This is a genomic window from Sinomonas sp. G460-2, from assembly GCF_047759905.1.
Classification (GTDB): domain Bacteria; phylum Actinomycetota; class Actinomycetes; order Actinomycetales; family Micrococcaceae; genus Sinomonas.
Window position 1 is genome coordinate 1 of the sequence record NZ_JBKZWT010000004.1, and the last position, 13,134, is coordinate 13,134.

Here is a 13,134-nt window from a genome sequence, read left to right on the forward strand (position 1 = left end):
ACCCGAGCCCACCCGCCCAACCCGAGCCCACGGAAAGCGACCCATGGACCCCCTTCATCTCCGCTCCGCCGGCACGAGCGTTCTGCTCGCCTTCGATTCGGGCGAGGCCGAGATCGTGCACTGGGGCGCCGACCTCGGCGCCTCCCTCCCCAGCCTCGGCCTCCTCAGCCCGCCCATCCCGCACTCCGCGTACGACGTCCCGGTCGTCGCGGGCCTCCTCCCCCAGGCCTCCTCGGGCTGGCTGGGGCGCCCGGCCGTGCGTGGCCACCGGACGGTTGCCGACCAGGCACAAAACAGTGTCCCCGGCTTCGCGTTCTCCCCGGCGCTGCGCGTCGTGTCCGCCGAGGCGACGCTCGGCGGGCGCGGCGCACGGATCGTCCAGGCCGACGCCGCGGCGGGGCTCAGCGTGACGAGCGAGCTCGCGCTGCACGAGGGCGGGCTCCTCGAGATCTCGCACGAGCTGACCAACACGGGAGGCGAGCCCTACCAGCTCGAGGAACTGGCCGCCGTCGTCCCCGTCCCCGGCGACGCCGCGGAGCTGCTCGACCTCACGGGCCGCTGGTGCCGCGAGAACCACCCGCAGCGCCAGGCGATCCGGCAGGGCACGTGGGTGCGCTCCGGCCGCCACGGACGAACCGGCCACGACTCCTCCCTCCTCGTCGCGGCCGGGACCACGGGATTCTCGAACCGGTCCGGCCGGGTGTGGGCCGCGCACTTCGGCTGGTCGGGGAACCACGAGCAATACCTCGACTCGCTCGCGGACGGGCGCCGCGTGCTCGGCGCCGCGGAGCTACTCGGCCCGGGCGAGGTGGTCCTGGCCCCCGGCGAGTCCTACCGCACCCCCGTGCTTTACGCTGCGTACTCGGACCGCGGCCTCGACGGCATCACCGACGCCTTCTACCGCTGGTTCCGCGCCCGGCCGCACCACGTCGACACCGTCTCGGGCCGGCAGCGGCCCGTGGTGCTCAACACGTGGGAGGCCGTGTACTTCGACCACCGCCTCGAGCCGCTCGTGGAGCTCGCGACGCTCGGCGCCGATCTCGGCGTGGAGCGCTTCGTCCTCGACGACGGCTGGTTCCGCGGCCGCCGCGACGACCACGCAGGGCTCGGCGACTGGTACGTCGACGAGTCGGTCTGGCCGAGCGGCCTCACGCCGCTCATCGAGAGGGTCACCTCGCTCGGGATGGAGTTCGGGCTGTGGGTCGAGCCCGAGATGGTGAACCTCGACTCGGATGTGGCCCGCGAGCACCCGGACTGGATCGCGGGCCCCTCCGCCGTCTCCCACAAGGACGGCGGCCGCCTGCCGCTCGAGTGGCGGCACCAGCACGTCATTGACCTCGCGAACCCGGACGCGTGGCAGTACGTGTTCGGCCGGCTCGACGCGCTCCTCTCGGAGAACAGCATCTCCTACCTCAAATGGGACCAGAACAGGGATCTCGCCGAGTACGGCCACGCCGGGCGGCCCTCAGTCCACGAGCAGACGCTCGCGTACTACCGGCTCCTCGATGCGCTCAGGGCCGCGCATCCCGGGGTTGAGATCGAATCGTGCGCTTCGGGCGGCGCTCGCGTGGACCTCGGCGTCCTGGAGCACACCGACCGGGTGTGGGCGTCGGACTGCAACGACGCGCTCGAGCGGCACACCATCCAGCGCTGGACCGAGGCCGTGCTCCCGCCCGAGCTCGTGGGAGCCCACGTGGGCCCTACGCACTCGCACACAACAGGGCGCGTCCACGACATCTCGTTCCGCGCGATCACGGCCCTGTTCGGGCACTTCGGCATGGAATGGGACATCCGCCAGGCCACGCCCGGCGAGCGCGAGACCCTTCGGCGCGCGATCGCGCTGTACAAGCGGCACCGGGCACTCCTCCATTCGGGCGTCCGGGTCAACGCCGACGTCACGGAGCCACACCTCGCGCTCCACGGCGTCGTGTCGCAAGACGGCACCGAGGCGCTCTTCGCCGCCGTCGCCCTCGGCACGCTCGCGGCGGAGGCCCCGGGCCGCGTGGGCCTGCCGGGCCTCGACCCCGGGCGCGAGTACCGCGTCGAGGCGGTCCTTCCCACCCCCGCCGACGGCGATTGGAAGGACACATTTGCGCACGTCTCGCCTCCAGCCTGGCTCGCCGACGGAGCCACGGCGTCCGGCCGCTTCCTCGCGGAGGTGGGGCTCCCGCTGCCGATCCTGCGCCCGGAGCACGCGATCTTGCTCCATGTCACAGCCGTGGGCTGAGCGCGTAGGGGCCGCCGGGGAGGAGGGCGTCGCGTGACGGCGGCGCCGCTCCTCGGCGCCGGCGCCCGTCGGTTCCCGACCGTGATTGGCCGCCCGTTGGCGCCTCACGCGGCGTGTCGGGCCGCGGCGCGCCGAAGGCGCGGCTGAAGGCTGGTCGGAATCGGACGACGGCGGCGGGCCGGCACGGTTGGACCGGCACCACGCGGACGACGGCGGCGGGCCGGCACGGTTGCACCGGCACCAAACGGACGACGACGGCGGGGCCGGCGAGGCGCGTACTGGAACCTTCGCTCCTGCCGCGCCCGGGCGTACCGTAGCTTCAACCGGTCGGAAGGAGGGGCCATGACGCGCTTCCTCATCACGTACCACGGCATGCCGTATCCGGAGGTCGACACCATCAGAGCCTCGAGGGCAGCCCTGCGCGAGTGGGCGGACAAGTCCCTCGGTACGGCACTTGTCGACTTCGGGACGCCGCTCCTGCTCGGCGGCCAGATCGCAAGAGGCGAGCCCGTGGACGCGGTCGACATCGACGGCTACTCGATCATCGAGGCGCGATCCCTCGCCGACGCACGGGAACTGCTCTCGGACCACCCGTATATCGCGCGCGGCGGCACGATTCAGATCAACGAGTGCCTCGAGCTCTGAGGCCTGATCGCCCCAGACAACAGCGAACTTTCGTTTTTGATTCCTTCTGTACGTTCCTGTACGGGTGCCATAGGCTGGTGTGACGGCGGCCACTGCAGAGCCGTGAGCCACGGTGGCCGCCGGACCCACGCCCTCTCATCCCACCCCCTTCTCAACCCGCCCCCTTCTCATCCCACCCCACCCTCCCGTAAGGCAGGCAGCCCATGAACATGAACGACCTCACGCGTCGGCTCGGCGACGGAACTCCCCGGATCGCCTTCGGCGCCGACTACAACCCCGAGCAGTGGCCCCGCGAGGTCTGGAAGCACGACGTCGAGCTCATGCGGGAGGCGGGCGTCAACCTCGTGAGCCTCGGCATCTTCAGCTGGGCCCTGCTCGAGCCCGAGGAGGGCCGCTACGAGTTCGGCTGGCTCGACGAGATCATGGACCTCCTGCACGAGAACGGCGTGGCCGTGGACCTCGCCAACGCGAGCGCGTCCCCGCCGCCGTGGTTCACGGTCAAATACCCGGACTCCGCGCCGGTGAACGCGGACGGAGTGCGCCAGACGCATGGCTCGCGCCAGGCCTTCGCGGCCTGCTCGCCCGACTATCGCCGCGCGGCCGCCGCGCTCACCACCGCGATCGCTGGGCGCTACTCCTCGCATCCCGCCCTCGCGATGTGGCACGTCCACAACGAGTACGGCTGCCACAACCAGCCCGATTTCGGCCCGCACGCCGAGCGCGGCTTCCGCGCATGGCTGCAGGACCGCTACGGGACCCTCGACGCCCTCAACGACGCGTGGGGAACGGCGTTCTGGTCGCAGCACTACTACGACTGGGCCGAGATCATGCCGCCGCGCCACTCGGGCACGCACGTCAACCCGTCCCAGCAACTGGACTTCGCGCGCTTCTCCTCCGACTCGCTCCTCGAGTGCTTCGAGGCGGAGGCCGCGATCATCCGCGCACATTCGGACAAGCCGGTCACCACGAACTTCATGGGCTCGAACATGGGCCTCCACGCCCCGATCGACTACTGGCGCTGGGCCCCGCGCATGGACGTCGTCTCGAACGATCACTACCTCATCGCCGAGGACCCCCGGAACCAGCAGGACCTCGCGCTGACGGCGGACCTCACGCGCGGCTGGGCCGCCGGCAGCCCGTGGCTGCTCATGGAGCATTCGACCTCTGCCGTGAACTGGCAGCCGCGCAACATCGCGAAGGCTCCGGGCCAGATGCTGCGGAACTCATTCCAGCACGTGGCTCGAGGCGCGGACGGGATCCTGTTCTTCCAGTGGCGAGCCTCCCGCGCGGGGGCCGAGAAGTTCCACTCGGGCATGGTCCCCCATGCGGGCCGGGACACGAAGGTGTGGCGCGAGGTCGTGGAGCTCGGCAGGTCGCTCGAGGCGGTCTCCGAGGTCGCCGGCTCCCGCGTCGTCGCGGGCGCCGCGCTCGTCTTCGACACGGACGCGCGCTGGGGCGCGGAGCTCGATTCGCATCCGAGCGTCGAGGCCAAGCCCGTGCGCGAGCTCCGCGACTGGCACGACGCCCTCTACCGCGCGGGCATCACCGCGGATGTCCGGCAGAGCACCGACGATCTCTCCGCCTACCGGCTCGTCATCGCCCCCATGCTCTACCTCGTGACGGAGCGCGGCGCCGAGAACCTTCGCCGCTACGTCGAGGGCGGCGGGACGCTCGTGCTCACGTACTTCTCGGGCATCGTCGACGAGCACGACCGGATCATCATGGACCCCGTCGAGGGCGGCGGCTACCCGGGCGCGTTCCGGGAACTCCTGGGCGTCGAGATCGAGGAGTTCTTCCCGCTGCGCGCCGAGGAGCCCGTGGCGCTCACCTCCGGCGCAGGGGCTCGCTGGAGCGAGCTGGGGCGAACGACGACGGCGGAGGTCGTCTCGCGCTACGAGGCGGGGCCGACGGCGGGCTCGCCTGCCGTCACGCGGAACGCCGCGGGCGCGGGCCACGCGTACTACGTCGGAACGTCGCCCGACGCGCTCGCACTCGCGGACCTCCTGCCCCGCGTCTTCGAGGACGCGGGCTTCGACACGGCGGCCCGCGTGATCGATCAGCCCGACGTCGAGGTGGTCACGCGAGCGTCCACGGAGGGCTCGTGGGTGTTCGTGATCAACCACGGCGAGCTCAGCGCGCGGCTCGCCGTCGACGGCATGGAGCTCCTCTCGGGGACCCCGACGGACGGCAACCTGATCGTGCCCGCGGGGGGCGTCGCCGTCGTGCGCCTGGCCCCGTAGGCCGAGGAAAGGGGGGACCGCTGCGCGAAGATCACAGTTCGGAATTTTTTTCGTTCCTGATCTTTTCCGATCGTTTTTGAATGTCTATGCTTACGGATGTGGCGCAGGTCACAGGCGCGGTCATACCGATCACGCCCCTCATCTCAGGAGACACACATGGACACTCAGCGCAGCGGTTCCTCCTCCCTCTTCCCGGCTGCCGTCGACCGCCGCACCCTGTTGAAAACCCTAGGCATCGGCGCCGTGGGCCTCGCGGGGATCCCGATGCTCTCGGCCTGCACGGGTGGCTCGGCGCCCGCGGGCGGCTCGAGCGCCAGCAAGAGCCTGACGTTCGGCTCCTCGGCGTCGGACGACGTCCCGAAGCGGGCCTATCAGGCGGTCGTCGACGCGTTCCAGAAGAAGTCCGGGGACACCGTGACCACGAACGTCGTGCCCCACAACGACTTCCAGAACAAGATCAACTCCTACCTCCAGGGCAGCCCGGACGACGCGTTCACGTGGTTCGCCGGCTACCGCATGCAGTACTACGCGGGCAAGGGCCTCCTCGCGCCCATCGACGACGTGTGGCAGCAGATCGGGAGCAACTACTCCGACGCGCTCAAGAAGGCCTCGACCGGCCCCGACGGGAAGATGTACTTCGTCCCGAACTACAACTACCCGTGGGGCTTCTTCTACCGGAAGAGCTTCTGGGCCGAGAAGGGCTACACCGTCCCCACGACCTTCGACGATCTCAAGACGCTTGCCGCCAAGATGAAGAAGGACGGGATCATCCCGATCGGCTACGCCGACAAGGACGGCTGGCCCGCGATGGGCACGTTCGACTACATCAACATGCGGCTCAACGGCTACCAGTTCCACGTGGACCTCTGCGCCCACAAGGAATCGTGGAACCAGCCCAAGGTCCAGGCCATCTTCGACACCTGGAAGGCGCTCCTGCCGTATCAGGACCCGGCGGCCCTCGGGCAGACGTGGCAGGACGCAGCGCAGCTGCTCGGCCAGAAGAAGACCGGCATGTACCTGCTCGGCTCGTTCGTGACACAGCAGTTCACGGACGCCGCGGTCCTCGCGGACATCGACTTCTTCCCGTTCCCCTCCATCGCGGTCGAGGGCCAGGACGCGATCGAGGCGCCCATCGACGGGCTCCTGCTCTCGAAGAAGGGCGGCCAGAATCAGGCGGCCAAGGACTTCCTGCAGTTCATGGGCACCCCGGAGGCGCAGAACGCGTACTACTCCGTGGACACCTCCAACATCGCCACCGCCAAGGGCGCCGACACGTCGAAGTTCTCAGCGCTCAACAAGAAGTGTGCCGACGCGATCGCGAACGCGAAGTCGATCAGCCAGTTCTTTGACCGCGACGCGCTCCCGGCCATGGCCAACAACGTCATGATCCCCGCCCTCCAGAGCTTCATCAAGGACGGCACCGTGGACATCAAGAACCTCGAGTCCCAGGCCGCGACGCTCTACGCCGCGCAGTAGCTCGCAAGCAATCACCGAGACAGCCGGCGCGGGCGGACGCCCCAACCCGCCCGCGCCTGCCCGACTACTGCAGGAACTTCCATGCCAAGAATCCGCAAGGTCCGGCGGCTCACGAGGCGGGACAAGATTGTCCTGATCCTCATGGTCGCGATTCCCACCCTCATCGAGCTCATCTTCGTCTGGCTCCCCACCCTCATGTCGATCGGCCTCAGCTTCACGCGCTGGAACGGCCTCGCCCTCACCGATATCCGCGGTACAGGCCTCGACAACTACAAGTACGTCGCGCAGAACTATCCGCCGTTCTGGCCCGCGGTCCAGCACAACGTCCTGTGGCTCGCGTTCCTCGCGCTCATCGCGACCCCGCTCGGGCTCCTCCTCGCGGTGCTCCTCGACCAGAAGATCCGCGGCAGCAGGATCTACCAGAGCATCTTCTTCGTCCCCGTCATGCTCTCCCTCGCGCTGGTCGGCGTGATCTGGCAGCTGTTCTACCAGCGCGACCACGGCCTCCTGAACTACCTCCTCGGCACGGCCGGGACGCCGAGCGCGGTCGACTGGTTCGGCGACAGCAACGTCAACATCTGGGCCGCCCTCATCGCCGCGACGTGGCGGCACGCGGGGTACGTCATGCTGCTCTACTTGGCGGGCCTCAAGGGCGTGGACCCGGCGCTCAAGGAGGCGGCGTCGCTCGACGGCGCCAACGCCGCCCAGACGTTCTTCCGCGTCGTCTTCCCCGCGATGCGCCCCATCAACATCGTCATCGTGGTCATCACGATCATCGAATCGCTGCGCGCGTTCGACATCGTCTACGTCATCAACCGCGGCACCAACGGCCTCGAGCTCATCTCGGCCCTCGTGATCCAGAACCTCGTCGGCGAGGGACAGGTGATCGGCGTCGGCTCGGCGCTCGCGACGATCCTCCTCGTCATCTCGCTCGTGCCGATCGTCTTCTACCTCACCCGCACGTTCGGGAAGGAAGCGAAAGAATCATGACCACCATTACCGCCCCGACCCGCGTGGCACGCGGCACCGAGCGCGGCGGCTCGAAGCCGAGACGCCACTACGCGACGCACCTCGTGCTCCTGGTCCTCTCCGTCATGTGGCTCCTCCCGCTCGGGTGGTCCCTCTACACGGCGCTCCGTCCCATCGAGTCGACCAACAAGAACGGCTACTTCAGCGTCGCCGGGCCCTTCAACTTCGACAACTTCGTCACGGCCTGGAACCAGGGCGGCTTCTCCCATTACTTCTGGAACTCGGTCCTCATCACGGTCCCGACCGTCCTGCTGACCCTCTTCTTCGCCTCGCTCATGGCCTTCGCCGTGAGCCGCGTGAGCTGGAAGTTCAACATCACGCTGCTCATCGTGTTCACGGCCGGAAACCTCCTGCCCCCGCAGGTCCTCGCCGCGCCGCTGTTCGAGATGTTCAAGCTCATCCAGCTCCCGTACTGGTTCAGCGACTCCGGTTCCCTCCTCAACACGTACATCTCCGTCATCGTGGTGGACACGGCGTTCCAGATCGGCTTCTGCACGTTCGTCCTCTCGAACTACATGAAGGCACTCTCGCAGGACCTCACCGAGGCCGCACTCGTGGACGGCGCCGGGATCTGGACCCAGTACTGGTCGATCATCATGCCGCTCTGCCGGCCCGCCTTCGCCGCTTTGGGCACGCTCGAGGTCATCTTCATCTACAACGACTTCTTCTGGCCGCTCCTTTTCATCCAGAGCGGCAACCGGCTTCCGGTCACTACCGCGATCAACAACCTGCAGGGCGACTTCCTGAGCAACTACAATCTCCTCGCGGCTGGGGCCACGATCACGGTCATCCCGACGCTCATCATCTATCTCGTCCTCCAACGCCAATTCGTCGCCGGGCTCACCCTCGGCTCCAGCAAGGGGTAGGCATGCTCGCGGCAGCACGGCAGTCCGCAATCCTCGACGCCGTCCACGAGGAAGGCGTGGTCAAGGTCGCCGACCTGGCCCACCGTCTCGGGGTCTCCGCCGTGACGGTCCGCCGCGACGTCGACGCGCTGAGCGACGCGGGGCTTCTCACCCGCGTCCACGGCGGAGTCATGGTCCAGGGCGAAGTCGGCACCCACGAGCCGGGCTTCGCGCTCAAGTCGACGCAGCATCTCGAGGAGAAGGCCGCGATCGCCCGGGAGGCCGCGGCGCTCGTGCAGGAGGGCATGGCCGTCGGGATCACGGCGGGCTCGACCACGTGGATGCTCGCCAAGGCCCTCTCCGCCGGCCCCCGCATCACGGTCCTCACCAACTCGGTGCGGGTGATGGAGGCGTTCGACGCCTCCTCGTCCGGCTCGGTCGTGCTGCTCACGGGCGGCGAGCGCACGCCGTCGGACGCCCTCGTGGGGCCGCTTGCCACGGCGTCGATCCGCAGCCTCCACCTCGACCTGCTGTTCCTCGGAGTCCACGGCATGGACGAGCGCGCCGGCTTCACGACGCCGAACCTGCTCGAGGCGGAGACGAACCAGGCGTTCGCGTCCGCGTCGCGACGGCTCATCGTCGTCGCGGACCACAGCAAGTGGGGAGTCCAGGGCATTGGGAGCATCTGCGGTTTCGACGATGTGGACGGCATCGTGACGGACGCCGCCCTCCCGGGGCCGGCCCTCTCGTACCTCCGGGACCGCGTTCCCGCGGTGCGGGTCGCCGGCTGACGCGTTCCTGCTCGCGCCCCGGCGGTTTGCCCCGCCGGGTACGGAGCGGCGGGCGCGGTCCCCCCAAGGGTGCCGCGCCGCCGTCGTCCGGTGAATACCGGAAGGGGAGACTAGGGCAGGACCGTCACGCTCCCCACCATGCCCATGTCATCGTGGAGCTCGCAGATGTAGTTCCACGTGCCGGGCTGATCGAACGTCACGGAGAACGTTGACGGTCCGCCGACGAACGCCTCGAGGAGGATCCCCGAATCCACGGGGTGACCGTTCTGGGTGAGCGATGTGAACGTCACGGTGTGTGGCACCACGGCCTGATTGGCCCCCAGATCGAACGTCACGGTCGTGCCAAGGGGCACTACGTCATTCGGCCAGATGAACCGCATGACCATGGCGAGATCGTCGCTCGCTCCCACGTATACGTGGGTTGGGCTCGCCTTGAGCGCCGTGGCTGCCCACAGCTTCGCCCCGTCGGCGAGGATCGCCGCGGTCTGAAGGCCAGCCTGGGCGTCATACCACGCCTGCGAGTGCGGGTACGCCGTGTGCGGAGCCCGGACGTGCACGGTGAGCGACATCATCTCGCCGTGGATCAGGCAGAAGAACGTGAAGTCGCCGCGCGCCGCGAACTTCTGCTGATACGAGGTCACGGTCGGGAAGTCCGGGGTGGACTGCGTAGTCAGGATCCCGGAATTGGTCCACGGCGCGGTCGGATCGAACACGGGCCCGCCAACCCGCGGAACCGCGTCGGCCAGAAGGCTGTCGACGCCCGTGGGCGGAATCGGCGGCGTCCCGAAGCTCACGGTGTGGATCTCGGCGCTGTTGGCCACGAACTTGATCGAGTCGCCCTGGTCGATCCAGATCTCGCCGGGCAGGAAGCGCATGCCCTGGATCGCGAGATCCGGGGACTGCTCGCCGACGAGGACCTTCCACATAACGGTATTGGGGTTGGTGGTGACGGACGCCTGGGCGGGCGCCACGCCGAAGAGGCCCACAATGAGGCCGACGAGGGACGCGACGATCCAGAAGGATCGCTTGAACGGACGCATGGACATGGGAGGGTGCTCCTGAGGACAAAAGCGTGCCGTCTCCTCCAGCGCGGACGACGGCGGGTGCTCGCCTCCCGCGCTGATACGGGAGGCCGTGTGCGGCCCCACTCGCGGCGCGCCCCATCACGTGCCCCGGTGCCGCTTCGGCGCCGAGACCTCGCCGATTGAGGGTGCTGTTGTTCCGTCTCCCCGGAACTGGGACAAGAGTAGGACTTCTGGCCGAGGGGGACAACAGCCCAAGGACCCATCCCGCGACCCCCGTAAGATCGGACCATGACCCAGCCCACTGAGCCCTCGACCGCCACGTCCGCCCCCGCCGCATCCTCTCCGAGCCACCCCACGATCCTCGTGGTCAACGGCCCGAATCTGAACCTGCTCGGAAGGCGCGAGCCGGAGAAGTACGGGACGGCGACGCTCGGCGACATCGAGCGCCTGTGCGCTGGCGCGGCGGAGGCTCACGGGCTCGGCTGCGACTTCGTGCAGTCGAACCACGAGGGCGTTCTCGTCGAGGCGATCCACGCGGCGCGGGAGAAGTCGCTCGGCATCGTCATCAACGCGGGGGCCTACACGCACACGTCCGTCGCGATCCGGGACGCGATCAGCGCCGTCGCCCTGCCGGCGGTCGAGGTCCACATCACGAACGTCCACGCGCGCGAGCCGTTCCGGCACCATTCGTACCTGAGCGACGTGTGCAAGGCCGTCATCGCGGGCGCCGGAACGCTCGGCTACCGGTTCGCGATCGACTACCTCGCGGAGCTCACGCGGGACCGCGAGGCCTGACCCACCCAGGTCTGGGGGCTACTTGCGCGTGCAGGCGCCGGGCTGGACCGGCTGCGAGAGGCTCGGCGCCTGGTCGGCGACCGGCCGCACCTCGCTCATGGTGATCGCGTAGCCCACATCTTGGGTGTTGTCCGACTTGGCGAAGACCACTCCGGTCACGGCTCCGCTCGTCGTGAGGAGCGGGCCGCCGGAGTTGCCCTGCTGGACGTTGCCGGAGATCTGGTAGACGGACTTGGGGACCGCGTTGGCGCCGTAGATGTCCGGGGCGAGCACCGTCGTCGTCCCTTGGATCGCGGCGGGCCGCATCTGGAAGGGCCCGCCGAGCGGGTAGCCGCCGAACGCGGCGGACGTGCCAGCGGGGCTGTTGTCCGTGAGCTTGAGCGGGGCCAGCGAGGAGCCCTCGATCGCGAGGACCGCGAGGTCGTGGACCTGGTCGAAGTACACCACGCGAGCCGTGCGGGCGCCGTCGGTCTGGGTCTCGACGACCGGCTGCGGGACCCCGGCCACAACGTGCGCGTTGGTCAGGATGCGGTCCGGCGCGACGACGAAGCCGCTGCCCGTCTGGTTCTGGCCACACTGGAACGCCGTCCCGGTGATCCGTACGATCGACTTCGCCGCGGTGCGCAGCGCGGACGAATCCGTGTTCTCGGCCGGGATCGGGACCGGCTTGAGCGGCCCGATCCCCTCGATGATGCGCGGGAGCGTGTCGCCGAGCACGAACGCGCGAATCTGGGCGGCGCCGGCCTTGAGCGGGTCCGGCGTGACGCCGTCGATCGCGGTGATGACCTTCGACGAGGCGAGCTGCTGGGACAGGACGGGGACGCCCACGCTCGAGACCGTGAACGAGAGCATCGACATGACGATCGCCGCGACGCACAGGTTCGCTAGCCCGCCGAGCACGCGGTCAACCACGCCGAGCGGCTTCGACGTGATTCGACCCCGCAGGCGACGGCCCAGCATGGTGCCGACCGCGTTCCCCGCGACCATGAGCACGATCGCCGTGATGACGACGGCGGCGGCCCGCCACGAGCTGTCCGACATCCACTGGCTCACGAGGGGCACAGCAAAGAAGGCGGCCGCGCCGCCCACCAGAAAGCCGATGATCCCGCCGAGGCTCACGAGGAGACCCGCCCGCACCCCGTAGACGAGGTAGCCGATCAGGACCACCACGAGGACAAGGTCCAGGAAGGTCGTATCGAACATCCTCGCCAGTCTACCGACGCTGTCTGGGGCAAAGCTGGGCGGTTGCTGGTGGTGCGTTCGTCACAAAAGCTTGCAACATCTGGAAGAATGACCCCCAGCGCCAGCAAAGAATATGACTAGGAGACTGCATTGGACATCGAGGTACTGCGCCGCGCGCCGCTCTTCGCCACGCTCGACGACGAGGCGTTCCGCCTCCTGACCGACGAGCTCATGGAGGTCGACCTTTCCCGCGGCGCGTCGGTGTTCCGCGAAGGCGATCAGGGCGATCAGATGTACTTCATCGTCTCCGGCAAGATCAAGCTCGGCCGCACGTCGCCGGACGGGCGCGAATCGCTCCTCGCGATCCTCGGCCCCGGCGAGCTGTTCGGCGAGATGGCGCTCTTCGACCCGGCGCCCCGCACGGCGACCGCGACGGCCGTCTCCGAGACGCGCCTCGCCGGCCTCAAGAACGACGCGCTCGTGGCCCTGCTCCGCGCCCGCCCCGAGGTCTCGGCCCAGCTGCTCCAGGCGCTCGCCCGCCGCCTGCGCCGCACGAACGATTCCCTCTCCGACCTCGTCTTCAGCGACGTGCCCGGCCGCGTCGCCAAGGCCCTCCTGGACCTCGCGGACCGGTTCGGCCGCCCCGCGACGGACGGCGTGCTCGTGGCGCACGAGCTAACGCAGGAGGAGCTCGCGCAGCTCGTCGGCGCCTCGCGCGAGACGGTCAACAAGGCCCTCGCCGAGTTCGTCCAGCGCGGCTGGATCCGCCTCGAGGCGCGCGCCGTCGTCATCCTCGACATGCCGCGCCTGCGTCAGCGCAGCCGCTAACCCGTCTCGGGCACAGACGACGGCGCCGGTCACCTTGCGAGGTGACCGGCG

General features: G+C 69.0%; 11 protein-coding genes. 9 read left to right on the forward strand and 2 right to left on the reverse strand.

Annotated features, from left to right (window positions below; genetic code table 11):
• Positions 1-43: 43 nt before the first annotated feature.
• From ACLN58_RS00970 to ACLN58_RS01000, 7 genes are all read left to right on the forward strand, one after another.
• Positions 44-2,227, forward strand: coding sequence for an alpha-galactosidase (locus ACLN58_RS00970; protein WP_415853406.1), 2,184 nt, complete (start codon positions 44-46; stop codon positions 2,225-2,227).
• A gap of 342 nt (positions 2,228-2,569) precedes the next feature.
• Positions 2,570-2,872: a hypothetical protein gene (locus ACLN58_RS00975; RefSeq protein ID WP_415853407.1), complete on the forward strand. Its 303-nt coding sequence runs from the start codon at positions 2,570-2,572 to the stop codon at positions 2,870-2,872.
• 203 nt (positions 2,873-3,075) lie between these two features.
• On the forward strand, positions 3,076-5,112 hold the full coding sequence (locus ACLN58_RS00980; RefSeq protein ID WP_415853408.1) for a beta-galactosidase: 2,037 nt from the start codon (positions 3,076-3,078) through the stop codon (positions 5,110-5,112).
• A gap of 156 nt (positions 5,113-5,268) precedes the next feature.
• Positions 5,269-6,588, forward strand: coding sequence for an ABC transporter substrate-binding protein (locus ACLN58_RS00985; protein WP_415853409.1), 1,320 nt, complete (start codon positions 5,269-5,271; stop codon positions 6,586-6,588).
• 81 nt (positions 6,589-6,669) lie between these two features.
• A complete protein-coding gene (locus ACLN58_RS00990) occupies positions 6,670-7,578 on the forward strand; it encodes a carbohydrate ABC transporter permease (protein ID WP_415853410.1) in 909 nt (302 codons plus the stop codon).
• Positions 7,575-8,483 (forward strand): carbohydrate ABC transporter permease, encoded by a 909-nt coding sequence (locus ACLN58_RS00995; protein ID WP_415853411.1) that lies wholly within the window; start codon positions 7,575-7,577, stop codon positions 8,481-8,483. Before ACLN58_RS00990 ends, ACLN58_RS00995 begins: the two co-directional genes overlap by 4 nt.
• A gap of 2 nt (positions 8,484-8,485) precedes the next feature.
• Entirely contained in the window at positions 8,486-9,253 is a 768-nt protein-coding gene (locus ACLN58_RS01000; RefSeq protein WP_415853412.1) for a DeoR/GlpR family DNA-binding transcription regulator, read from the forward strand.
• 110 nt (positions 9,254-9,363) lie between these two features.
• Here ACLN58_RS01000 and ACLN58_RS01005 read toward each other — a convergent pair whose 3' ends face one another.
• Complete coding sequence (locus ACLN58_RS01005; RefSeq protein ID WP_415853413.1) at positions 9,364-10,299, reverse strand: plastocyanin/azurin family copper-binding protein; 936 nt, start codon at positions 10,297-10,299, stop codon at positions 9,364-9,366.
• Between the two features lie 267 nt (positions 10,300-10,566).
• On the opposite strand from ACLN58_RS01005, the gene aroQ reads away from it, so the two are divergent.
• Positions 10,567-11,073 carry a type II 3-dehydroquinate dehydratase gene (aroQ, locus tag ACLN58_RS01010; RefSeq protein ID WP_415853414.1) on the forward strand — a complete coding sequence of 169 codons (507 nt, stop codon included), beginning with the start codon at positions 10,567-10,569 and terminating at the stop codon, positions 11,071-11,073.
• A gap of 18 nt (positions 11,074-11,091) precedes the next feature.
• On the opposite strand, the gene ACLN58_RS01015 is transcribed toward aroQ, so the two are convergent.
• Entirely contained in the window at positions 11,092-12,276 is a 1,185-nt protein-coding gene (locus ACLN58_RS01015) for a MarP family serine protease (protein WP_415853415.1), read from the reverse strand.
• A 129-nt stretch (positions 12,277-12,405) separates the two neighbouring features.
• Between ACLN58_RS01015 and ACLN58_RS01020 the strand changes: the two genes are divergently transcribed.
• Entirely contained in the window at positions 12,406-13,083 is a 678-nt protein-coding gene (locus ACLN58_RS01020) for a Crp/Fnr family transcriptional regulator (RefSeq protein WP_136611216.1), read from the forward strand.
• Positions 13,084-13,134 lie beyond the last annotated feature (51 nt).

Excerpts from the sequence above, each read along its gene's own strand:
- ACLN58_RS00990 (WP_415853410.1), top strand. The coding sequence starts at position 6,670 with ATGCCAAGAATCCGCAAGGTCCGGCGGCTCACGAGGCGGGACAAGATT.
- aroQ (WP_415853414.1), top strand. The coding sequence starts at position 10,567 with ATGACCCAGCCCACTGAGCCCTCGACCGCCACGTCCGCCCCCGCCGCA.
- ACLN58_RS01000 (WP_415853412.1), top strand. The coding sequence starts at position 8,486 with ATGCTCGCGGCAGCACGGCAGTCCGCAATCCTCGACGCCGTCCACGAG.
- ACLN58_RS00970 (WP_415853406.1), top strand. The coding sequence starts at position 44 with ATGGACCCCCTTCATCTCCGCTCCGCCGGCACGAGCGTTCTGCTCGCC.
- ACLN58_RS00980 (WP_415853408.1), top strand. The coding sequence starts at position 3,076 with ATGAACATGAACGACCTCACGCGTCGGCTCGGCGACGGAACTCCCCGG.
- ACLN58_RS01015 (WP_415853415.1), bottom strand. The coding sequence starts at position 12,276 with ATGTTCGATACGACCTTCCTGGACCTTGTCCTCGTGGTGGTCCTGATC.
- ACLN58_RS01005 (WP_415853413.1), bottom strand. The coding sequence starts at position 10,299 with ATGTCCATGCGTCCGTTCAAGCGATCCTTCTGGATCGTCGCGTCCCTC.
- ACLN58_RS00995 (WP_415853411.1), top strand. The coding sequence starts at position 7,575 with ATGACCACCATTACCGCCCCGACCCGCGTGGCACGCGGCACCGAGCGC.
- ACLN58_RS00985 (WP_415853409.1), top strand. The coding sequence starts at position 5,269 with ATGGACACTCAGCGCAGCGGTTCCTCCTCCCTCTTCCCGGCTGCCGTC.
- ACLN58_RS00975 (WP_415853407.1), top strand. The coding sequence starts at position 2,570 with ATGACGCGCTTCCTCATCACGTACCACGGCATGCCGTATCCGGAGGTC.